This window comes from Streptomyces sp. NPDC000941 (genome assembly GCF_053599555.1).
Window position 1 is genome coordinate 1 of record NZ_JBSFMM010000072.1, and the last position, 21854, is coordinate 21854.

The 21854-nt window shown below is 72.3% G+C and carries 19 protein-coding genes; 10 read left to right on the forward strand and 9 right to left on the reverse strand.

Annotation, left to right across the window (positions count from 1 at the left end; translation table 11 throughout):
- The first annotated feature begins 180 nt into the window (after window positions 1-180).
- Both ACWDSL_RS23250 and ACWDSL_RS23255 read left to right on the forward strand, forming a co-directional pair.
- On the forward strand, window positions 181-1173 hold the full coding sequence (locus ACWDSL_RS23250; RefSeq protein ID WP_450488295.1) for an immunity 49 family protein: 993 nt from the start codon (window positions 181-183) through the stop codon (window positions 1171-1173).
- 10 nt (window positions 1174-1183) lie between these two features.
- Entirely contained in the window at window positions 1184-1423 is a 240-nt protein-coding gene (locus tag ACWDSL_RS23255; RefSeq protein WP_450488367.1) for a hypothetical protein, read from the forward strand.
- Between the two features lie 79 nt (window positions 1424-1502).
- Here the strand turns inward: ACWDSL_RS23255 and ACWDSL_RS23260 are convergent, their stop codons facing one another.
- A complete protein-coding gene (locus ACWDSL_RS23260; protein ID WP_450488297.1) occupies window positions 1503-2336 on the reverse strand; it encodes a TetR/AcrR family transcriptional regulator in 834 nt (277 codons plus the stop codon).
- Entirely contained in the window at window positions 2333-3622 is a 1290-nt protein-coding gene (locus ACWDSL_RS23265) for an amidohydrolase family protein (RefSeq protein WP_450488299.1), read from the reverse strand. The genes ACWDSL_RS23260 and ACWDSL_RS23265 overlap by 4 nt, the downstream gene beginning before the upstream one ends.
- A 272-nt stretch (window positions 3623-3894) precedes the next feature.
- Between ACWDSL_RS23265 and ACWDSL_RS23270 the strand changes: the two genes are divergently transcribed.
- From ACWDSL_RS23270 to ACWDSL_RS23305, 8 genes are all read left to right on the forward strand, one after another.
- A complete protein-coding gene (locus ACWDSL_RS23270; protein WP_450488301.1) occupies window positions 3895-5517 on the forward strand; it encodes an ABC transporter substrate-binding protein in 1623 nt (540 codons plus the stop codon).
- A 1-nt stretch (window position 5518) separates the two neighbouring features.
- A complete protein-coding gene (locus ACWDSL_RS23275; protein WP_450488303.1) occupies window positions 5519-7357 on the forward strand; it encodes an ATP-binding cassette domain-containing protein in 1839 nt (612 codons plus the stop codon).
- Window positions 7354-8214 (forward strand): ABC transporter permease, encoded by an 861-nt coding sequence (locus ACWDSL_RS23280; RefSeq protein WP_358848037.1) that lies wholly within the window; start codon window positions 7354-7356, stop codon window positions 8212-8214. The genes ACWDSL_RS23275 and ACWDSL_RS23280 overlap by 4 nt, the downstream gene beginning before the upstream one ends.
- 33 nt (window positions 8215-8247) lie before the next feature.
- A complete protein-coding gene (locus ACWDSL_RS23285; RefSeq protein ID WP_450488305.1) occupies window positions 8248-9243 on the forward strand; it encodes an ABC transporter permease in 996 nt (331 codons plus the stop codon).
- A 74-nt stretch (window positions 9244-9317) separates the two neighbouring features.
- A complete protein-coding gene (locus ACWDSL_RS23290) occupies window positions 9318-9965 on the forward strand; it encodes a cysteine hydrolase family protein (protein ID WP_450488306.1) in 648 nt (215 codons plus the stop codon).
- A gap of 216 nt (window positions 9966-10181) precedes the next feature.
- The gene (locus ACWDSL_RS23295; RefSeq protein WP_450488308.1) at window positions 10182-11201 is read left to right on the forward strand and encodes a phosphotriesterase family protein; all 1020 of its coding nucleotides are present in this window, start codon (window positions 10182-10184) and stop codon (window positions 11199-11201) included.
- 41 nt (window positions 11202-11242) lie between these two features.
- Entirely contained in the window at window positions 11243-12259 is a 1017-nt protein-coding gene (locus ACWDSL_RS23300) for a phosphotriesterase family protein (RefSeq protein WP_358848033.1), read from the forward strand.
- On the forward strand, window positions 12256-12759 hold the full coding sequence (locus ACWDSL_RS23305) for a RidA family protein (protein ID WP_450488311.1): 504 nt from the start codon (window positions 12256-12258) through the stop codon (window positions 12757-12759). The genes ACWDSL_RS23300 and ACWDSL_RS23305 overlap by 4 nt, the downstream gene beginning before the upstream one ends.
- Before the next feature lie 379 nt (window positions 12760-13138).
- Here the strand turns inward: ACWDSL_RS23305 and ACWDSL_RS23310 are convergent, their stop codons facing one another.
- The 7 genes from ACWDSL_RS23310 to ACWDSL_RS23340 are packed head-to-tail and all read right to left on the reverse strand — an operon-like array spanning window position 13139 to window position 21779.
- Window positions 13139-14107 (reverse strand): PDR/VanB family oxidoreductase, encoded by a 969-nt coding sequence (locus tag ACWDSL_RS23310; protein WP_450488313.1) that lies wholly within the window; start codon window positions 14105-14107, stop codon window positions 13139-13141.
- A 25-nt stretch (window positions 14108-14132) separates the two neighbouring features.
- Window positions 14133-15569, reverse strand: a complete 1437-nt coding sequence (locus ACWDSL_RS23315; RefSeq protein ID WP_450488315.1) for a glutamine synthetase family protein — start codon at window positions 15567-15569, stop codon at window positions 14133-14135.
- 5 nt (window positions 15570-15574) lie between these two features.
- Window positions 15575-16864 carry a Rieske 2Fe-2S domain-containing protein gene (locus ACWDSL_RS23320; RefSeq protein WP_450488317.1) on the reverse strand — a complete coding sequence of 430 codons (1290 nt, stop codon included), beginning with the start codon at window positions 16862-16864 and terminating at the stop codon, window positions 15575-15577.
- Window positions 16789-17631 carry a hypothetical protein gene (locus ACWDSL_RS23325; RefSeq protein WP_450488319.1) on the reverse strand — a complete coding sequence of 281 codons (843 nt, stop codon included), beginning with the start codon at window positions 17629-17631 and terminating at the stop codon, window positions 16789-16791. Before ACWDSL_RS23325 ends, ACWDSL_RS23320 begins: the two co-directional genes overlap by 76 nt.
- On the reverse strand, window positions 17570-19543 hold the full coding sequence (locus tag ACWDSL_RS23330; RefSeq protein WP_450488321.1) for a primary-amine oxidase: 1974 nt from the start codon (window positions 19541-19543) through the stop codon (window positions 17570-17572). Before ACWDSL_RS23330 ends, ACWDSL_RS23325 begins: the two co-directional genes overlap by 62 nt.
- Window positions 19540-21129 carry a gamma-glutamyltransferase gene (locus ACWDSL_RS23335; RefSeq protein WP_450488323.1) on the reverse strand — a complete coding sequence of 530 codons (1590 nt, stop codon included), beginning with the start codon at window positions 21127-21129 and terminating at the stop codon, window positions 19540-19542. Before ACWDSL_RS23335 ends, ACWDSL_RS23330 begins: the two co-directional genes overlap by 4 nt.
- Window positions 21126-21779 carry a cyclase family protein gene (locus tag ACWDSL_RS23340; protein ID WP_450488325.1) on the reverse strand — a complete coding sequence of 218 codons (654 nt, stop codon included), beginning with the start codon at window positions 21777-21779 and terminating at the stop codon, window positions 21126-21128. The genes ACWDSL_RS23335 and ACWDSL_RS23340 overlap by 4 nt, the downstream gene beginning before the upstream one ends.
- Window positions 21780-21854 lie beyond the last annotated feature (75 nt).

Sequence of the window (21854 nt, forward strand, 5' to 3'; positions counted from 1 at the left end):
ACCGGCAAAGTCCTGCGCACCCCGACCCTCGGCGGCCTCATCAACGAGTACAGATATGCAGCATGACATGCAGCGATGACTTTTCGAGCGGCACAATCTCCGATTCAGGTCACTAGTGCTGTCAGTGCCCGTTGATAACGTGCTTCGTCCAGTCGTGGAGTTCATGAAGGGACGGGGTACGTGCGCAATGTGGCATGCCATCAGGTCGGCGAGCAGCGGTTGGCCGAGGCGCTCGACGACATCGACGGGCGGGCCTACACGCGGTGGCACTCGCTGCGGTACGGCAGCATCTCGCCGACGCTGATCCGGGCCATGGCGGACGAACTGCTCGACCATGTCGCCGCGCGAACGGTGACGGAGCCGGGGCTCGACGCTGCGGCCGGCACGGTCGCCGTCACCGCCGCGGAGTGTGTGCACGGAGTGCTGAGCATCATGTGCTTCCCGAGCGGGGACCAAGAACTCCGGTTCCCCCTCGTCGGGGAGCGGATCAGCACGGACCCGGACGACGACGAGTTCGGGGACGGGCCCATCACCTTCCGGGACGTCGTCAAGGAGGCGCCCACCGCGCGGACCTGGCTCGACATGTTCGAGATGTGTGTCGTCAGCGGGCATGTGTGGGACTGGGAGCGGGTCACCGGGCTGCTGCTGCGCGGCGACTACGCGCCCGCCATCCGTGACGGCGTGCCCTACAACCGGTACACCTCCGTCTCCGACCCCGCCGACCTCGCCGCCATGGACGCCCTGTGCCTCTATCTCACCGAGGCGGCCGGGCATCTGCCCCGCGACTGGCCTACGGTTCCGCTGCGCAAGCCGGACGCCGAGGAGCGCGTGGAGGCCGCCCGGCGGCTCGACGAGGTCGGCGACGCGCTGAGCGCGGACCAGCGGCTGCTCCGCGTACTCCTCGACGACGACCAGCACGCCTTCGAGGACGCCCTCGTCGCCCGGCTGGTCGCGTACCGGGAGAGCGTCGAGGCCGATGCCGGTGATCCCGCGCCCCGGTCCCTCCTCCCCCTCGGCACCCTCGCCCTGGCCTGCCTCGCCGTCCAGGTCCATGGGTGGGAACTCGGTGTCCGGTCCGGGTATCTGCCGTACGGTCTGCTGGGATCGCCGGACGCGCCGCGCCGGGCGGCGGAGGGGAACCGGAACAACTTGGGCTGCTGGGCCGCCAAGTAGGTCACCCGGGGTGCGGAAGTGGGCCTGGCCCGACATCCAGGACATCGTCGTGGAGACGGACTCGTCCCCACCGAGGCAGCGCGTACGTCTGTGCGATAGCCAAGGACGGAAGACCACCCTGCCCCACGTCGGCGAACGCCATCTGCCGGTCGAACCCGCCGAGACGCAACTGGCCACCCTCGACGATCTCACCGACCTCACCGCACACCACGGCATCCCCAAACCGGAGATCAAGACGGCGAGTTATTGATCGGCAAGCCCTTTAACCACCCGGCCTTGGGTCAACCTCCCCAAGTGGTTTCCCCATGAGGTTTGTCAAGGCTTCTCGATCACCGGGGGCGTGATCTGGTAGCGGGACCCGAATCCGGACCCGGAGCCGCGCCCTTGCTCCCGAGGTGCGGTGTGCGCCCTGTGGAGCGGTAGCGGGCCAGCGCGGCTTCGGCGCGGGTGATGATGTCGGGGACGGTGGAGCCGTCGACGCCGAGCAGCCGGAGTGATCCCCGTACCGCCGACTCCGCGTAGCGTGCGCGGTCCCCCTCTCCACCCCACTGACGCTGTGACACCGAGGCCTCCACCAGGGCGAAGACGAGGTCCACATCGCGGGCGAGGTCGGCGGCCCGCTCGGGTGGATGCAGCGTGGCGAGGGCGGCGCGGCCGAACTCCCGGTACGTGTCCCGCAGGACGGTCTGTGCGGAGCGGGTCGGTACGAAGTCGTCGTCCTCCAGCTCCGGCAGGTGGTAGACGACATGGAGGTTCAGCCGGTCGCGCAGCAGGGTCTCGAGGTCGAAGGCGACCAGGGCGCAGACCCGCACGACGGGGTCGAGGTCCTGTGCCGCCAGCCAGTTTGCGAACTCCAGCGCCGGAGTGACGGTGCTGGAGAGCAGTGAGGTGAGGATCGCTCGCTTGTCGGCGAAGTGGTAGTACATCGTCGACTGTTTGATGCCCACGGCTTCGGCGATCTGACGGGTCGTGGTCTTGCCGTACCCCTGCTCGCCGAACAGCCGTGACGCCGCCTGGAGGATTTCCTCCCGGGTGCTGAGCCCGTTGCGCTGCTTGGGCGCGGAGCGCGGACGGCCCGGCTTTCCGGCGGCGGATCGCTGCGGTGCGGGGGTGGACGGCTGTGTTGCCGGGGCGGCTCCCGTCTCGTCGGCGTCGTGCGTCACGCGGCTCGCTCCTGTCCGGCACCGAGGTCACTCGCCACGTCCTTGACCACGCGGCCCCCCTGGATCACGGTCCGGATCGCGTCGAGCTCGCCGAGCGCCGCGATGTCGGTCAGCGGATCCACGTCGGTCAGCACCAGGTCGGCCCGCAGCCCGGCACGCACGGTGCCCACCTCGTCGTCGAGCCGGCACATCCGGGCCGCGACGCAGGTGCCCGCGGCGATCGCGGTGGCGGGGGAGAGGCCCAGGCGTACCAGCAGCGCGAGTTCGCGCAGGTTCCCGCTGTGCGGCGCGATGCCGGCATCAGTTCCCAGCACGACGGGCACGCCGCTGGTGAGCGCGACCGACAGGCGTTCGAGTGCCGTCTCGCGCAGCCGTCGGCGTTGCTCCACCAGGCGTGGAGGCCCGTCCTGGCGTACGGGACGGGTCAGTGCGGACAGGGTGGGGACGAGGTACGTGCCCCGCTCTCCCATCTCGTCCAGGGTGGCGTCGTCGACCAGATAGCCGTGCTCGATGCTGCGTACGCCGGCCCGTACCGCGGCCGTGATGCCGGCGGCACCCTGGGCGTGGGCCGCCACGCCCACCACGCCGTGGCGTTCCGCCTCGGTGACAACCGCGCGCAGTTCGGCCTCCGTCAGCCCGCCGGACTCCGGTGCGCGGCGCGGGCCGGTCATGCCCCCGGTCGCCGCGACCTTGACCCAGTCGGCACCCTGGCGCACGACCTCGCGCGTGGCCCGGACGAACTCGTCCGGGGAGTCGGCGACCGCGCCCGCACCCGGGCCGGAGTCGAGCGGCGTGCCGGTGACGGTCCGCCAGTCCCCATGGCCGCCGGTGATGCTGAGGATCCGCAGGGCGATCTGCAGCGCCGGGCCGCGCACATAGCCGGCGTCGAGGGCGTCCCGGAATCCGGAGTCGGCACCGGCGAGATCCCGCGCCGAGGTGATGCCGGCGTCGAGCGTCGCAGACAGGGCGGGCACGGAACGCAGCGTCAGCAGACTCTCCGGCGCGAGCACGGTGTCGAAGCGGGCCGCCTCCGGACTGGTGCTCACGTGCACGTGGCAGTCGAAGAAGCCGGGCAGGAGCGTGCGTCCGGCGGCCTCCAGGATCCGCAGCCGTGCGGGGGAGACCACCGCGGGCACGTCCAGGGTGCCGGTGGGCGCGACCGCGCGGATCCGGTCGCCCTCCACCAGAACGTCCCGGCCGGGTGCGGGACTTTCCGCTGAGCCGTCGACGACGGTGACGTTCCTCAGCAGCAGCGTGGGGGCGGGGGCGTACTCGTCCTGCCGCACGTGCGTCCTCCTCCGTGGTCGATGCGGGCGGCCCGGGACGGATGTCGGTCCCGAACGCCCGCCGGGGCAAAGCACTTCCGGTCCGGGCGGAGTCACCGTACCAACAGGCCGAGGGGTTTCCTATCGCTGACAGAATTTACCGTCCGGCAATGCTCGGCAACGCCTGGGAAACCCTTGCCGACGCTCTTGCGCCTAGTTTTCGGTCACTGACAGGAATCCCCGAGTCCTCCGCGCGGCCCACCCGCCGGGGCCTCTTCCACGAGAGGGTCCTGATGCGATCCAGCGCCAGAACCGCCTTCCCGGCCACGGCCACGAACGGGGACCGTGCCCCCGCGCGACGCGGGCTGCGGGTCGGCCTCGCCGCCGCCGTGGCCACCGTCCTCGCGCTCACCGGATGTTCGGCCGGCCAGGCCGGGGCCGCCGGGGACGAGGACGTGTTCACCGCGGCCGTCGTGCAGACCTACACGACACCCCCTGACCCCGACATCAACTACGACGGCCCCGGCCTGAACATCATCCAGAACACCTACGAGGGCCTGGTCAAGTACGAGGACGGCACCGGCACGGCCAAGATCGTCCCCGCGCTCGCCTCTGCCTGGAAGGTCTCGAAGGACGGCCTCACCTATACCTTCACCCTCCGCGACGGCGTCACCTTCCACGACGGCACCCCGCTCACCTCCAGGGCGGTGGCGGACGCGATCGAGCGCCGTGCCCAAGTCGACGGCGGTCCCGCCTACATGACAGCCGGCGTCACCAAGGTCGCCGCGCCCGACGACCGCACGGCCGTCCTCACCCTGTCCACGCCCAACTCGGCGTTCCTGGACTACCTCGCCTCGCCGTTCGGCCTGAAGCTCATCAGCCCCAGCGTCCTCGAGAAGCACGCCGGCAAGGACCACGCCCAGACCTGGCTCACCAGCCACGACGCCGGCACCGGACCGTACGAACTGGCCTCCGCCAAGACCGGCAGCCGCTACGAACTCACCGCCTATGACGACTACTGGGGCGCCAAGCCGGGGTTCGGCACCGTCGAGCTGGAGATCTCACAGAACGCCTCCGCGACCCAACTGGAGCTGGAACGCGGCGAGATCGACGCCATCCTCGGCAACCTCAACAAGTCGGCCTTCGAGTCCTACGCGCAGAGCAAGACCGTCACGACCAGCACCTTTCCCAACCTCACCACCCAGATGATCTACGTCAACCCGAAGTCGAAGGCCTTCACCTCGGCCGGGCAGCGCAAACGGCTCTTCACGGGCATCGACACCAAGGGCATCCTGTCCGCCGCCATGGGCAGCCTGGAGGAACCCACGAGCCGGCTGTTCCCCCAGGGCATGCTGGATTCCGGCCTCGACGGCCAAGGCATCACCTTGGACAAGGACGCACTCGCCGACATCGCCGCGTCCGCCCCCGCCAAGGGCCGCACCGTCCGCATCGGTTACGCCGGCAGCAGCGCCGACGGCAAGGCGGTCGCCGAGGAACTCGCCTCCCGGATGAACAGCTCCGGACTCAAGGCGGAGGCCGTCGCCTACGCCGCGGGCACCATCTACAAGCTGACCGACGATCTCTCCGCCGCCCCCGACTTGGCCGTCTTCTCCGTCTTCCCGGACGCAGGCCACCCCGACTCCTGGGGCCGCATCATCTACACCACGAAGGGCGGCCTGGACCTCTTCGGAGCCGAGGTCAACGGCCTCGATGCCGGCCTCGACAAGGCCCTGACCACCACCGACCGGTCCGCGTACGGACCCGTCGCCCGCTCGGTCATCGACTCGCGCAACTGGTTTTCCATCGGCTCGCTGAACACCACCCTGCTCACCACCCCGGGCATCAGCGGCACCCGGAAGGCCCAGAACCTGCTTGAGTACAACGTCCTGCACTTCGCCGCTCTCGGCCGCTCCTGACATGGCGCCCGACACGACCTCGGACCTGACGGGAACGGACGACGCGACGACACTGGACGAGCAACCCACCCTGTCGGTGCGCGACCTCGACGTGCGTCTCACCCGCGACAACGGCACCGTCCACGCCGTACGCGGCGTCAGCCTCGACGTGCACCCGGGTGAAATCGTCGCCATGGTGGGAGAGTCCGGCTCGGGCAAGAGCGTGCTGGGCCTCGCCGTGATGGGGCTGCTACCCCACCGCTCCCGGCCGCAGGTGGGTGGCTCGGTCCTGCTGGCCGGCACCGACATGGTCGCCGCCGGGGACGAGGCCCGCCGCCGGGTGCGCCGTCGGCATGTCGGGGCCGTTTTCCAGGACCCGATGACCTCGCTCGACCCGACCATGACCATCGGCGCCCAGCTCGCCGAGGTGGCACCCGACCGGGCCGAACGGCTGCGGCTGCTGGCGGACGTCGGCGTGCCCGACCCCGAGTCCCGGCTCAAGGCCTTCCCGCACCAGCTCTCCGGCGGCCTGCGGCAGCGCGTGATGATCGCCCTGGCCGTCGCCCGCAAACCCTCCCTGATCGTCGCCGACGAGCCCACCACCGCGCTCGACGTCACGGTCCAGGCACAGGTCCTCGACCTCCTGCTGTCCCTGCGCGACGACATCGGCTGCGCCGTTGTGTTCGTCACCCACGACCTGGGTGTCGCCGCCCGGATCAGCGACCGGATCGTGGTGATGTACCGGGGCGGCCTCGTCGAACAGGGCACCGCGGACGAGATCTTCCAGCGCCCTCGACACCCCTACACCCGGCGGTTGTTGGCCTCGCGGATCGACCTCGACACCCCACGGGACCGGCCGCTCACCCTGGGTCGCCCGACGGGGGACGAGGCGGAGGGCGCACGGGAGGAGGACGTGCGGGAGGAGGACGTGCGGCCGCCCCGGCCGCGCACCGCGACCGAACTGGCCGGCGGCGGCCGCGGCCGGGCCGTGGACGCGACCGGGGTACTGACGAGCGGTCACGCCCCGCCCGCCGACCGCGACCTGCCCGACCGATGGCCCGAGCCGGTCATCGGCGGCGACCTCGCGGTGCGACTGCGCCAGGCGGCCCGGGTCTTCCGCTCCGGACCCCCGTGGGCCCGCAGGGAACTGCACGCGCTGCGCGGCGTGGACCTCGACGTCGCCCAGGGCGAGTCGGTGGCGCTGGTCGGCGAGAGCGGCTGCGGCAAGTCGACACTGCTGCGGATCGTGGCCGGTCTGGACAAACCCACCTCGGGCGAGGTGGGCGTGGGCGGCAGCACTCCGCAGATGGTCTTCCAGGACGCCGGTTCCTCCCTCACTCCGTGGCTCACCATCGGCGAGATGCTCGACGAACGGCTGGCCCTGACGGCCGGACGGCTGACGCGCGCCGAACGCCGGGCGGCCGTCGCGGACGTACTGGAAACCGTCGGCCTGCCCGCCGCCACCGCAGACGCCCGCGGCGACCAGCTGTCCGGCGGCCAGCGCCAGCGGGCGGCGATCGCGCGGGCGGTGATCGTGCCGCCCCGAGTTCTGCTGTGCGACGAGCCCACCTCCGCCCTGGACGTGTCCCTCGCCGCGACCGTGCTCGACCTCCTCGGGCGGCTCCGAAGGGAGTTGGGCATGTCGATCCTCCTCGTCACCCACGACCTGGCTGCCGCCCGGATCGTCGCCGACCGGATCGCTGTCATGCGCGCGGGCCGCATCGTCGAGGAAGGACCCACCGAGCGGATCTGTTCGACCCCGGCCGAGGAGTACACCGGCGCCCTCCTCGACGCCGTCCCCGGCTCCCGTCACCGCAGGCCCACGCCCGGCGCGGCCGCCGCGACAGGAGGTGCCCGATGACCACGCTCAACCCACTGGCGGCCAAACGGCGCCGGACGTACGCCGAAGCCGTCCGCACCCGCAGCACCACCGCGGACCGGGTGGCGCTCGGGGCCCTCGCGCTGCTCGTCCTGCTGGCCCTGCTCGCTCCGGTCCTCGCCCCGCACAGCCCCGTCCTGCGATCCGGCGACGCCCTCCTGCCGCCGGGCAGCGCCGGCCATCTGCTCGGCACCGACGCCCTCGGCTACGACCTGTTCGCCCGCGCCCTGTACGGCATGCGCGCCAGCCTGTTCGCCGCCGTCATCGTCATCGCCTCCGGCGTCCTGGCCGGCGGACTGGTCGGTGTCCTCGCGGGCGCCCTGCCGGGCTGGGTGGACGGGCTGCTGATGCGGATCACCGACCTGTTCCTGGCACTGCCAGGACTCGTCATCGCGATGGCCGTCGCCGCCTCCCTCGGCGCGAGCTACCGCAGCGCGCTGATCGGCATCGCCGTCGTGTGGTGGCCGATGTACGCGCGGCTCGTCCGCGGCGAGATCCGTGCCTGGGCCGCCCGGCCGCACCTGGAGGCGGCCCGGCTGGCCGGGGCGCCCTGGGGACGCCGGGTCACCCGTCATCTGCTGCCCGGCGTCCGCTCGACCGTGGTGATCGCCGCCAGCCTGGACGTCGGCGGACTCGTCGTCGCCCTGTCCGCGCTGTCCTTCATGGGCCTCAGCTCGCCCGCCCCCGCACCGGAGTTGGGTGCCATGGCCGCGCAGGGCATGCAGTACCTGCTGACGGCATGGTGGGTGCCGATCGTGCCGGGCGTCGCCGTCATGCTCCTCGCCCTCATCGCGAACTACGCCGGCGACGCCGTCCGCGACATGTTGCGGCGCCGGTGAACCCGCCCGCCCGTCCCGGAGAGGACTGACACAGTGAAATTCGTCCTGCGCCGCGTCGCGGCGACGGCCGGGGTCCTGCTCGCCCTGACCGTGGCCCTGTTCGCACTCCAGGAAATGTCCGGCGTCGACCCGGCCAAGGCGTACGTCGGCGCCAACGCCTCCCCGGCCACGGTCGACGCCGCCCGCGCCCGCCTGGGACTCGACGAACCCCTTGTTCCCCGCTATCTGCACTACCTGTCGGGGCTGCTGCACGGCGACCTGCAGAACTCGCTGCGTACCCGCGCCCCGGTCGCCTCCGACCTTGCCGACGTCCTGCCCGCGAGCCTCGAACTCGCCGGCTGCGTCATGCTCGTCGCCGTGCTCCTCGGCACCGTGTTCGCCTACCTCACCGCGATGCGCCGACGCGGCTCCGCGGTACTGCGCGGCGTGCTGTTCGCCGGCGCCGCCGCACCGACCTTCCTGCTGGGCATGGTGGCGCTGCTCGTCTTCTACGGCCACCTCGGCTGGCTGCCGTCCGGCGGACGCACGTCCTTCCGCGACGCCCCCACCGGGCCCACGGGCTTCCTGCTCCTGGACAGCCTCCTGGCCGGGCGGTTCGACGTCTTCGGCGACGCGGCCACGCATCTTGTGCTGCCCGCGCTGTGCGCGGCGATCGCCCCCGCCGTGGCGATCGGACGGGTCCTGGCCGACGGGCTCACCGCCAACCTGGAGGCCGACCACGCCCGGACCGCCCGCGCGGCCGGCCTGACGGAGCGGGCGGTCCTGCTGCGGCACGCGGTCCGCAACTCACTCGGGCCAGCCCTGTCGATGGTCGGCATCCAGGCGGGCGCCCTGCTCGCCGGACTGGTCGTCGTCGAGAAGATCTTCGACTGGCCGGGCGTCGGCTCCTACCTGGACAGCTCGGTCGCGGCCGCCGACCTGCCGGGCATCACCGGGGTCGCGCTGCTGCTGGGCGTGGTCTACGTCGCGGTGAACGCCGTCGTCGACGTCCTCCAGGTCCTGGCGGACCGCCGACTGGCGCTCGTCTAGCCGCCACACCCACCCACACACACCTGGACACGGCCGCAACGGCCGGTGTCCGCACGGAGAGAGGAAAGATGCAGATGAACGTAGCAGGCAACGCCGTCCTGATCGTCGTCGACATCCAGGGCGGTGATGTCGAGCAGTCCGCGTCGCGCACGGAGATCCCACACATGGCGGGACGCGCCGAGCGGACACCGCGAGTGCGCGAGCTGATCCGCCGCACCCGCGAACAGGGCATCCCCGTCGTCTGGATCCAGGAAGTCCACAAGCCGAACCTGGTGGACATCGGCCGTGAACTCGATGGCGCCGAGGGACCGCACTGCATCGAAGGATGGCCGGAGACCGAGCTGTCGAAGGGCCTGGAACCGCGCCCGGACGAGTTCCTGATCCGCAAGCGCCGCTACTCGGCGTTCTTCGGCACCGAACTGGAGATCGTGCTCAAGGCATACCGGGCCGAGACCGTGATCCTCATCGGCGGGCTCACCGACGTGTGCGTGCACTACACGGCCGTCGACGCCCACCAGCACGACTATCGGGTGCGCGTGGTCACCGACTGCGTCGGCGGGTCCACCCAGGAGGCCCACGACGCCGCGCTGCGGGCCGTCCGCTACCTCCAGCGGGACGCACTCGTCGAACAGGCCGAGGTCCTGCGGTGGCTGGAATCCGCGGAGCCCAACCCCGAAGTGGCCCGCGCTGACCGGGCCCACCTGGTGGGCCGCCCCGCCTGACCCACGACCGCATCCGCCCCAGTAGCCCTCACGTTCCGGCCCGGCCGGCACGCGAGGGCGGCGGGACGGGAGCCACCCCATGAGCCGGAAGGGGAACCGCCCCCATGAGCCGAAAGTCAACCGCCCCATGAGCACGCCCGGCGCGCCGGTTCACCGCCACACCGCACGGCACAGCGAGGACGTACCCGCCAGGGGAACCGCCGCGGGGGACTCGGCGTGATCGAAACAGTTCTCGGCCCCGTCGACGCCGCCGCGCTCGGCCCGACATCCATGCACGAACACCTGCTGAGCGACAGCCGCGTCCTGCACCGGCCGCCGCGCGAACCGTTGCCCACCGACCCCCGGGTCACCATGGAAAACCTGGGATTCCTGCGCTGGAACCTGCTCGCGCTGGAGGACAACCTCGTCCTGGACGACCCCGACACCGCCGTTGCGGAACTGCAGCCCGCCCGCGCGCTGGGCCAGTCCTGTGTGGTCGACCTGACCACCTGGGGACTCGGCCCGCGGCACGCCGAACTCCCCGCCCTCTCACGGGCGTCGGGGCTGCACGTCGTCGCCGGCTACGGGGCCTATCTGGGCCGGTCCCACCCGGACTGGCTGCGCGCGCTCGACGAACCGGCCCTCGAGGAGCACTTCCACCGGGCGCTCACCGACCGCATCCCCGGCGTCGCCTACCGGGCCGCCCTCCTCGGCATCATCGGCACCGGTGCACCCGTCGAAGTCGCCGAGCGCCGCATGCTGCGCGCCGCCGGGCGGGCGGCCGCCCGCTGCGGCGCTGCCGTCGGCGTCCGGCTCGATCCCGGGGCCCGGCTGGGCTTCGACGTACTGGAGGTGCTGGCGGCCGCCGGACTGCCGGCCGAGCGGGTCGTCCTCGGCAACGTCGACGAGTACATCGACCCGCCCTATCTGCGAGAACTGGCCTCCGCCGGAGTCACGTTGGAGTGGTGCTTCGGCAACGAGGCCTACTACCGGGACGGCTACAAGGACGCCACCGATGCCGAACGCCTTGACGCCGTCGAGGAGTTCCTCGCCGACGGGTTCGCCGACCGCATGGTGCTCGGCTGCTCCGTGTGGACCAAGACTCAGCTGCGCCGCTACGGCGGCATGGGCTACGACCACCTCCTGCGCCGGATCGTGCCTGCCCTGCGCGGCCGCGGCATTCCCCGACAACAGCTCGACACCCTGCTCGTCGACGTGCCCCGCCGCCTGCTGGACCGGCCCGGGCCGTCCGACTGAACCGGCGCCGACGCGCCGTTCCCGCCCACGGAAGGCCATCCATGCCCGTCCACACCGTTCTCGGCCCCGTCGACGCCGCCGCGCTCGGCCCGACCTCCATGCACGAACACCTGCTCAGCGACCTGAGCCTGTGGGCACGTCCCGCTCCACCCGGCGAACCCCCGCTGACCGGGCCCATCCGTCCGCAGGACATGGCCCGACTGCGCTGGAACGCCCTGTCCGTCCCGCACAACCTGGTCCTGCACGACCCCGGCGTAGCCGTTGCCGAGATGACCGCGCTGCGGCAGGCGGGCGGCGCCGCCGTCGTGGAACTGACCCTGCGCGGCATGGGCCGCCGCCTGGCGGAACTCCCGGACATCTCGCGCCGCAGCGGCGTCACCATCTGCGTCGGCACCGGCTGGTACGTCGACGCCACCCACCCCGACGACGTCCGCACAGCCGACGTGGACACCCTCACGGTCAAGCTCATGACCGACCTGCGCGACGGCATCGACGGCACCGGCATCAAGCCCGCCCTGATCGGAGAACTGGGCACCAACCACCCGCCGACCGAGGGCGAGTTGCGCGTGGTCGCCGCCGCGGGCCGGGCCGCAGCCGAGACCGGCTGCGCGGTCAACGTGCACCTCTCCTTCCGAGGACAGGACGCCCTGTCCCTGGTCGAACTCCTGCTGTCCGAGGGCATGTCCGCCGACCGCATCGTGCTCAGCCACATGGACGAGGTGCTGGACCGCGCCTACCACAAGGACGCCGCCCAGACCGGAGCCGTCCTGGAGTACGACACCTTCGGCACGGACTTCTCCTACGGCAGCCCCGACCTGCGTTCGCCCGCCGACCACGAGCGTCTCGACATGGCCGCCTGGCTGCTCTCCGAAGGCCACCAGGACCAGCTGGTGATCGGCTGCGACGTGTGGACACAGTCCAACCTGCTGCACAACGGCGGCTACGGCTACGAGCACCTGTTCCGCCGTATCGCGCCCGCGCTGGAGAAGCTGGCCGGTCCCGAGGTGCTGCGCCGCATCCTGGTTGACACTCCGCGCCGCCTGCTGGACCGTCCGTGAGCCGCCCCGCCGAGGGCGCCGAGGCCCGCGCCGCACGGCTCGGTCTGCGCATCCCCGACTACGCCGACCCGCCGTACGGCGGCCGGTACGGCACGGTCAAGGCGTACCACCGCAGCGGGAGCCTGATCCTCCTCAGCGGATTCACCCCTGAGGACCGCGCGGGCACCCTCCTGCACCCGGGGCGGCTGGGGGCCGACGTGTCCCTGGCACAGGGCCGGGAGGCGGCCCGCATGGCTGCGGTCAACGCCTTGGGCGGCGTCCGGCTCGCCCTGGGGTCCCTGGATCGCGTCACGGCCGTCGTCCGCGCCCTGTGCTTCGTGGTATGCACGCCCGAGTTCGAGGAGGTCCACCAGGTCGCCTCCGGGGCCACCGACGTGTTCACCGAGGTCTTCGGACACGAGGCGGGGGTGGGCGGCCGTGCGGCGATCGGCGTGATGCAACTGGCCCGCGGCAACTGCTTCGAACTCTGGCTGACGGTCGAAGCCGACTCGGCCGACTGATGTCGGTCGCCGGCGGGGAGAGATCTGGACCCGGACTTCGCGGGTCGCTGATTCGTATGGTGTGACCGGTCCGGGGGTGTCCTGGGCCGGTGGTGTGGCGTTGGGCGGGGTGTGTCGATGACATCCCGGTCCCCGCAGCCACGGTCTCAGCGTCAGCGTCTTGAAGTGGCGGTGACCTCCATGGTGGAGAGGCGTCTGGGCGCTCTGCCTGCCGCTGCCGAGTTTCTCGGCAGGCTGGTCCGGTGGCCGGTCCTTCTCGTTCCCGGTCGCCGGGTGGGAGGGCCACGGCTGCGGCCAGGGAACCGGCCGCACCACGATCATCCCGCACCCAAACCCGCCGACGCACACCATCAGCAAATCACCACCAGGGCCGTACGCCCTACAGGTCGAGCTCCAGCACAGGGGAGGCGGACCGGCTCACGCAGATCATCATCGTGGTGGCGGTGGGACGTTCGGACGGGTCGATCACCGTGTCACGGTGGTCGGGGATCCCGGCCGTGACCGATGTTTCGCAGCTGCCGCAGTAGCCCTCTTCACAGGAGTAGGGCACGTCCGGCAGCTTCTCGCGGACGACGTCCAGCACGGAGCGGTCGGCGGGCACGATCGTCCGCACCCCCGAACGGCGCAGCACCACCTCGAACTCGCCGCTCTGCGAGCCGGATCGCTCCGGGAGCCCGGAGTCGGCTGGGGCGAAGCGTTCCAGACGAGGCGTCCGCACCGGGTCCGCGGCCCGGCACAAGGCCGTCACCGCGTCGAGCATCGGTTGCGGGCCGCACGCGTAGACGGCGTGAGTGGGCGGGGAGGCGGCGAGTTCGGCGGCCAGGTCCGGCAGACCCGCCTCGTCCTGCGGTACGAGCAGCACCCGGTCCCCGCCCAGCGCCACCAACTCCTCGGCGTACGCCAGACGGGACCGGTCGCGGGCGCCAAGGACCAGCCGCCAGGGCAGGCCGCGTGTGGTGAGCTCGCGTGCCATCGGCAGCAGCGGGGTGATGCCGATGCCGCCGGCCAGCAACAGATAGCCCTCCGCGGGCACCAGCGGGAACCGGTTGACCGGCCCCCGGACCTCCAGCTCCCGGCCCACCAGGGCGGTGTCGTGGATCTCCCGTGACCCGCCGCGCCCGTCGGGCACCCGGTGGACCGCGACCGTCCACGACTCGGTGTCCGCGACGTCCCCGCACAGCGAGTAGGCCCGGCGCAGTCCTGAGGGCAGGGCCAGTTCCACGTGTGCTCCGGGCTCCCACGACGGCAGGGTGCCGCCGACCGGCCGGATCAGCCGCAGTTCCACCACGTCGCGGGCGACCCAGCGGGCCTGTTTCACCAGGAGACGTTCGGTGGTCGGTGAGGTCATGGGGACTCCGTCGGCGCGAAAGGTGTCAGAAGACACGGAAGTACTCCCGCTGCTCCCAGTCGGTGACCTCCTGGTCGAAGCGGCTGATCTCGGCGCGCTTGATGCTCGTGTAGTAGGACACGAAGTCCTTGCCGAGGCGGCTCGCGAGCGCCTGGTCCGCCTCCAGTGCGTCGAGGGCCTCGCCCAGTGAACGGGGCAGCGGTTCGGCCCGGGTGGCGTACGGCTCGTCGGCTGCGGGGCCGGGGTGGATGTCGCCCGCCACACCGTCCAGTCCGGCGGCGAGTTGGGAGGCGAGGTAGAGGTAGGGGTTGGCGGCGGGCTCTCCGATCCGGTTCTCCAACCGCACCGACGCCGGCCCGTCACCGAGCACGCGCACCATCGCCCCGCGGTTGTCGCACCCCCACACCGCGCGGTCGGGGGCCAGCGACAGCGAGCGGAAGCGCTTGAAGCCGTTGAGGGTGGGCGTGGAGAACGCGCTCGTAGCCCGCGCGTGCCGCAGCAGTCCGCCGAGGAAGGCGGTGCCGTACGCCGACAGCGGCGGGCCGGACGCGGCGCGGCTCCCGTCCTCGGGGGCGAAGACACCGACGCCGTCCCGCAACACGCTCTGGTGCAGATGCCAGCCGCTGGAGAACACCCCGGGCAGATGGGGGCGGCACATGAAGGTGGCATGGTGGCCGTGGCGGGCGGCGACCTGCTTGACGGCGCCGCGCAGCAGCACCATCGCGTCGGCCGTGCCCAGCCCGTCGGCCGGCTGGAGGGTCAGCTCCAACTGGCTCGGGCCGAACTCCACCTCCAGGCTGCGCAGCGGCAGTCCCAGGCCCTCGAGGTGCGAGCGCAGGAGGTCGAGCATGGGGTCCAGCTCGTCGTACCGCAGCTCGCTGAGGTACTGGTAGCCGTGGTTGAGCATGCTTACCTCGGGCGCGGCGCCGGGCTGTCCCAGATCACCGGGGCCCAGCCGGGGGTCGTCCAGCCGGAAGAGGTGGAACTCCACCTCCAGGCCGGTGCGGTACGTCATCCCGTCGGCCTGGGCCAGCACCGAGCGCAGCAGCCCTCGGGTGCAGAGCGGGACCGGCGCTCCGGAGGTGAAGCGCAGGTCGCACAGGAGCCAGCCCGTTTCCGGCGACCAGGGCAGCATCCGGAAGGTCAACGGGTCGGGCACCATGACCATGTCGGCGGCGCCGCGCAGTTCGGGCAGCCCGAGCGGCGTCTCCTTGGTGAACAGGGGGAAGACGGTCCGCCCGGAGGTGTCCTTGGCGAGCAGGGACGAGGCGATGCCGGTGCCGTCGCGCAGCACGTTGGGCAGTTCGGCCACGGTGACGGTCTTGCCGCGCAGCAGACCGTGCTGGTCGGCGAAGACCAGGCGCACCACCGCCATTCCACCGGCCGCCGCGCGCTCGCGTATCTCGCCCGCCGCGGCGGTCTGTTCGGCGCTCCACAGGGCGTGGTGTTCGATGAATCCCACGTCGCTCAGCCGTCCGTTTCCAGGGGCTGCGCCCAACTGCTGTCGACGCGTTGCTTGGCGGTGACGGCGGCCCAGTACTCCTGCCGGCCCTCGGTGGGGCCGATGCCGTCGAGGGTGGCCGGGCCCTTGATCCGGGCGGCTTCCTCGGGGGACAGCACCAGGGGCGGGTCGTCGCCGCGTTCGACGGCGGATATGGCCTCGCCGAGCATCCGCCGGTACATCACGATGGCCTTGTCGGAACGGCCCAGGTGTTCGCGAGTGCGGTCCTGGACGGCTCCCTGGCCCTCCACCGCCCACTGGTCGTGCACGTTGATGTCGGTGCCGAGGCCGGTGTACGTGCTCGTCAGCTGTTCCGCCGGGTCGTAGCCGTAGTTGTTCGAACGGCCGAAGCGCGGCCGGTAGTCGGGCAGGGTGACCGCGCCGACCCGCTGCCGGCGCATCTCCTGCCGGTCCACCGGGCCGCCGATGCTGGTGAACAGCGCGTACCAGTAGCAGGATGTGTCGTCGATGGGCACGTGCCACTGGGTGATCGCCGTCTCCGCGTCGAGCGGGATGTGGAAGGCGTGCGGGAAGACCTGGTGGGTGATGCGGACGTGGGTGCGGCTGCCGTCCATCGGCCGGCTCTCGGTGTCGGTGCCGTCGAGGGTGCGCAGGGCGGTGATGCGGATGCCGTACGGGGTACGGACGGCGTCGATGTCGGGCCGCCCGTACTCGCGCAGGATCTTCGTCATCGGCAGTTCGGTGCCCTGAGAGGCGGCTCGGAACTGCTTGCCGTAGCTGTCCTGGGGATCGTCGTCCTGGAAGAAGCGGTGGAGGTAGGAGGCGTGGGCGGGGTCGATGCCGACTTCCAGGGCCTGGAGCCAGTTGCACTCCAGCAGGCCTTTCCAGGCGAACGCGTGGTCGGCGGGCGCCCGGAAACAGTCGAGGGCGGGCAGCTCCGGCGGCTCGCCGGGGCCGAGGTAGCCCCAGATGATGCCGCTCCGCTCACGCACCGGGTAGCTGCCCAGCCTGACCCGGGACGCGAGCGTGCTGCCCACGGGCTCGGCGGGGGTGTCCAGGCAGGAGCCGTCGCGTCCGAAGAGCCAGCCGTGGAAGCAGCAGCGCAGTCCGCCGTCCTCCAGGCGGCCGAGCGCCAGGTCGGCACCGCGGTGCGGGCAGCCGCGGTCGACCAGGCCGAGTTCGCCGCCGTCGTCGCGGAACAGCACCAGGTCCTGGCCCATCACCTTGGGAGCCACCAGGGGCCGTAGGTCGTCGAGCTCCTCGCTGAGGGCGATGGGCTGCCAGTAGCGGCGCATCCATTCCCCGGCCGGGGTGCCAGGTCCGGTTCGGGTGAGCCGTATGTTTTCTTCCTCGCGCATCGGACGCCTTTCTGTCCTGTTCGGGCCCGTGTGAGAGACGGGCGTGCAACAGCTCGGAGTGTGCGGAGGCCGAGCGGCCCGCGCAGCAGGCATGCCGCCATCGCGGCGTCCGCCGCCAGCATCAGCAGCCCCGCACCGGTGTGACCGGTCAGCAGCATCGCCAGGCCCAGCGGCACCGCCGCCAGATGGGCCGCCATGAGGGGGCCGCGGCGCGGCTCGCCGGGTGCGAGCGCCGGACGCCACAGCAGCACTCCGGACACGATCCAACACAGGTCGCGGACCACTTGGGCGGCCGGACCGGCCGGCACCAGCAGCGGAGGCAGGTGCCACGCGTACGTCGTGACCGTCCATGCCAGGGCGCCCGACATCGCTTCCGGTAGGCGGGAGCGGGCCCGGCGCGGGGGAGGCGCGGACCGTCCGGCCCCCTCGGCCGCGTGGACGGCGTACGCCAGCAGACCCGGCCCCACCCCCGCGAGCAGCTCGAACCGGGCCATCGCCCACAGATGGGCGTCGAAGCCGTCGACGGGGTGCGCCCAGCGCAGCGGTACGGCCTGCCGCCCGCCGTCGTGGCCGCGGCGAGCGTCGCGGCCACCGCCACCAGCCCCGCCGCTGTCGGCCAGAGCGGCCGCGGCCGGGACCGGCTCATTCGCAGCAGTGGTCCGGCGCCCCGGACCCGTGGCCGGCCGCCGCGGGCCGCGGCGCATGGCAGGAGACGGGCGGGGGCACGTCGAGGGCCGGGTTGCGGTCGAAGAACCCGTCGGGTTCCAGCCGCAGCCGTGCCCTGGCCACCGGCATCACCGGCCACTCCTCGGGGCGCGGGAAGTGGTGCGAGCCGACGGTGGCCCACAGCACCAGGTCCGTGCCGTCCAGCGAGCGGTCCTCCTCCTGCCACTTGTGCACGCCGTCCGCGCCCGGCTCGGCCTGGTTGGGGTACTCACCGGCGACGAACCGTCGGTCCGGGTCGTAGGCGGTCGCCCACAGCTGCCGGCCCACGAACGGAGCGCGGCGGGCGCACACACTGTCCTCCCGCACCGGCAGGACCGCGGTGTTCTCCAGGTGCACCCGGTACGCCGTCGGTTCGCCCATCCGGTTGCGGGCCTCGGCGCTCTCCACCCGCCAGTGCAGCGCCCGCGACGGATCGGTGCGCCGGGCTCCCTCCGCCTCGCTGAGGATGGGGCGGAGCACGGTGCGGGCGGCGTTGCCGTACGGGTCGAGCTCCGGGTCGGGCTCGTGCTCGGCGGTGACCTCGACCAGCCGGTTGCGGGGGCCGTCCACGGCCATGTCGAGGCGGACGCTGAAGAAGTGCTGGTGGTTGGTGACCGCGACGTTCGGGGCGACCCGCCGGGCGTAGGGGGTCTCTTCGCCCTCCGCCACGCCCGTGGCGGAGAGGATGCCGGTCATCTTGATCTCCAGCATCACCGAGCCGTCCTGGTACAGCGACCAGTAGAAGCCATAGTCGTAATTGGCCACCGTGGCGAACGCGGAGATGATCAGACGGCGGGACCGGCGCACCTCCGTGCGGCCGGTGCGGCCGTCGTGGTGCTTCCACAGGATGCCGTCGTCCTCCTCGTGCAGGCAGACGGCGTTGGGAATGACCCGGGGGACGCCGTCGCCGCCGAGCACCGCGGCGTCGAAGTAGTGGATGACGCCCAGGCAGTCGCAGCCCAGGGCCAGGGAGTTGGTGAGCGGGCCCGCGCCGTACTCGCCCCAGTCGAAGAAGTTCTTGCGGTACTGGGTGGAGGCGGTGTCGAAGTAGGGGACGTACATCTCGTTGACGGCTGCGCGCCGGATCACCTGCCGCGGGCCTTTGCCGCCCGTGGCCGCGTCGAAGGTCAGGTCGTGCAGCACCAGGCCCTCGCGGTGGGTGAAGCCGACCCGCACCGACCAGCCCTGCCAGTCGATCCGCTGACCGGTGACGGTGAAACTGGGGCCTTCGGGCTGGACCACCTCCAGGGGCCGCAGGCCCGGCCGGGGCGGCACCACTCCGGTGGAGAACACCCCGGACTCCTGTGACAGCGGAACCACGCCGTGGTCCTCGATGTGCAGGATCTCCATGGACTCCATGTCGATGATCGGCACCACGCCCTGCACGGGGCGCGCGTAGCCGTTGTCGTCCTCGGAGATGCGATGCCACACGCTGCCCCAGGTCAGCCGGGCGCCCTTGTACTCGGGCGGTTCGAAGCCGCCGATCGACTCCGGGTCCACCATCACCAGCGACACGTCGTGGATGCCGCGCAGCGCCAGCGCCCGCTGGAAGCGCGGGTCCGCCCGGCAGGCGGCCGCGGCCTGCCGCGCCTCCTCGGAGGAACAGCCCGGACTGCGCACATCCAGCTCCCGCCAGGCGGTGCTCCGCGGCGTGTCGCCGAGTTCGAGGCCGACCTCGTACGCGAGGTGCGCGGAGGGGCAGATCACGACCGCGCGGGCCCTTCGGGTCTCGCCGGGGGCGGCACGGCGGGCGTGGTCCTCGTCCAGTGTCACGCCCCAGAAGCGCGCGTCCTCGGTGACCCGGGCGTCGCCCCGCAGGACCTTGGCGGCGGTGGCCAGTTCGGCCGGGGTGAGGGGGTCCAGCGGATGCGGTGCGTCGGCCGGTACGGGCTCGGGGGCGAGGGTGCTCATCGGGGGTTTCCTTCCAGGGAGCAGGCGAGGTCTGCGGCGGTGGCGCCATCGGGCGGGCCGTGGAGCACGGTGGCGCCGTCGGCGCGTGGATCGGAGGCGCCGTCCAGCCGGCCGTCGGCGGCCAGCCGCACGGCCTGGGTGTGACCGGCCAGGTCGGTGCGGCCGGGAGCGACGACGACCGGTACGTCCGACGGGAAGCCGGGCGTGGCGGCGGGGACGGACCCCGGCTCGGCCAGCAGGGTCTGCGTCGCGTGGCCGATGTCGCGGGCGCCGACCACCCAGCGCGGCCGGTCCAGCACGGCGGCCGGGTCGGCGGCCGGGTCCATCAGGTCTGGCACCGTCTGGGCGAGGATCTGCGGCTGGGCCCGGCCGCCCTGGCAGCCGGCCGTCAGCAGCAGGCCGGCGGACCGGCCGAGCACGGGGCACAGGGTGTGCGGGGGCCGCAGCCCGGGTCCGATGAGGGCCGGGTGGCCGGGCAGCAGACTGAAAGCCGAGCCGCGGTTGTGCAGCACAATGCCGGTGTCCGGCTCGCAGATGCCGGAGCCGAAGGTCTGGTAGACGCTCTGGATCAGCGAGACCGCCAGCCCCGAGGAGTCCACGGCGGTGACCGCGACCGTGTCGCCGGCGGGCCGGAACGGCGGCTTCGGCGGCCGCGCACCGGCGAGCGGCGCCGGCTGCAGCAGTCCGTCCAGGTCCACCTCCGTGCCGCGTGGATCGCCCAGCAGCCGGTCACGGGCCGCCGAGGCGTCCTGGCAGCGGGCGGCCAGGAGGCCGGTCCGCCGTGGCTCGGGGAGTGCCGCGGCCGCGGCGGCCTCCAGTACTGCCAGCAGGCTCGCGCCCTGACTCGGTGGCGGCGCGGCCCACCAGCGAGTGCCGAGCACGTCCAGTGTCAGCGCCTCGACGTTCTCCGCGCGGTGGGCCGCGAGGTCGCCCGCGGTCAGTGGGCTGCCGGCCCGGCGCAGCCCGTCCGCCAGTGCCTCGGCGACCGCCCCCCGGTAGAAGGACGACGGATCGTCCGCCAGCGCACGCAGCACGGCGGCCAGCCGCGGCTGCGGGAGTGGGGCGCCCTCATTGAGCGGCGCCCCGCCGGGACCGGTCAGCAGCGCGCTGAGCCCGGGATCCGCGGCGATCCGCGCGGACTGTTCGCGCACGGCGCGCGCCAGCCCCGCCGATACGGTGGCACCCTCCTCCGCCAGCGCGGCGGCGTCCCGCAGGGTGGCGGCCAGCGCCCCCTGTGTGCCATGGGCTTCGGCGAGCATGGTCCAGCCGGCCACCGCGCCGGGTACGGTCACGGTCTGCGGCCCCTGTGCGGGCATCCGCCGGTCCGCGGCGCGCAGCGCGTCGACATCGACGTCGTGTGCGGCGGCGCCGGCCGACAGCACCGCGCGCACCGTGCCGTCGGGGGAGTGGACGAGAGCGACCAGGTCGCCTCCGAGAGAGCATTGGTGGGGGTAGACGACGGTGAGGGCGACCGCCGCCGCCAGTGCGGCGTCCACCGCGTTGCCGCCCCGCTCCGCCGCCTGCCGGGCGGCCGCCAGCGCCGCCGGGTGCGGCGCGGCCAGGATCAGCCGGGGCGCGGCGGTCACGCCTCGTCCCGCGGCAGGAGCACGGTGCGCGACGGGGCGGCCTCGGCGCCCTGCAACGGCACCGGGAGGGAGAGCATGTCGTACACCCCGGCCGGCGTATGCAGCAGGTCGACCACCTCCAGGATCAACACATCTGCGGCGCACAGCAGTTGGTGGGTGGGCCAGTCGGTGGTGTGGGCGACGGCCTCGATGCTCAGGTAGTCGATGCCCGCGGTGCGCACCCCGGCTTCGATGAGGCGTTCCGCGCCGTCCGGGGCCAGTCCGACCCACTGCCGGGCCTTCCACGGGCTGCGCAGTACGCCCTCCGAGTTGCTGGTGCGCAGCAGCACCCGCTCTTCGGAGCCGAGGCCGGCCGCGTCGAGGTCGGCGGCGGTGATCTGCTCCTTGACATGCGTCAGGTCCAGCACCCGCGCGGCGCCGTTGAGAGCGGACAAGTCGAGCCGGTCGACCGTCTTTCCGCCGTCGATGAAGTGGGCGGGAGCGTCGATGTGCGTGCCGGTGTGGGCACCGATACGCCAGCGGCTCACATTGGAGGCGTCGCCGGCGGTGCGGGACTCGACGATCTCCACCTCGGGGCGGCGGCCCCAGTGCAGCATTCCGGGGTGGATCGGGACCGACACGTCGATGGCCTTGGTGAAATCCAGATTCATGCACATGCCCCTTATTGGATTCGAATACAATGGAAGTGGATCCAAAAGCCACCACGAGAAGGGCTTGACCGACTC

Excerpts from the sequence above, each read along its gene's own strand:
- ACWDSL_RS23270 (WP_450488301.1), top strand. The coding sequence starts at position 3,895 with ATGCGATCCAGCGCCAGAACCGCCTTCCCGGCCACGGCCACGAACGGG.
- ACWDSL_RS23275 (WP_450488303.1), top strand. The coding sequence starts at position 5,519 with ATGGCGCCCGACACGACCTCGGACCTGACGGGAACGGACGACGCGACG.
- ACWDSL_RS23280 (WP_358848037.1), top strand. The coding sequence starts at position 7,354 with ATGACCACGCTCAACCCACTGGCGGCCAAACGGCGCCGGACGTACGCC.
- ACWDSL_RS23290 (WP_450488306.1), top strand. The coding sequence starts at position 9,318 with ATGAACGTAGCAGGCAACGCCGTCCTGATCGTCGTCGACATCCAGGGC.
- ACWDSL_RS23300 (WP_358848033.1), top strand. The coding sequence starts at position 11,243 with ATGCCCGTCCACACCGTTCTCGGCCCCGTCGACGCCGCCGCGCTCGGC.
- ACWDSL_RS23310 (WP_450488313.1), bottom strand. The coding sequence starts at position 14,107 with ATGACCTCACCGACCACCGAACGTCTCCTGGTGAAACAGGCCCGCTGG.
- ACWDSL_RS23320 (WP_450488317.1), bottom strand. The coding sequence starts at position 16,864 with ATGCGCCGCTACTGGCAGCCCATCGCCCTCAGCGAGGAGCTCGACGAC.
- ACWDSL_RS23325 (WP_450488319.1), bottom strand. The coding sequence starts at position 17,631 with ATGCGCCGCGGCCCGCGGCGGCCGGCCACGGGTCCGGGGCGCCGGACC.
- ACWDSL_RS23330 (WP_450488321.1), bottom strand. The coding sequence starts at position 19,543 with ATGAGCACCCTCGCCCCCGAGCCCGTACCGGCCGACGCACCGCATCCG.
- ACWDSL_RS23340 (WP_450488325.1), bottom strand. The coding sequence starts at position 21,779 with ATGAATCTGGATTTCACCAAGGCCATCGACGTGTCGGTCCCGATCCAC.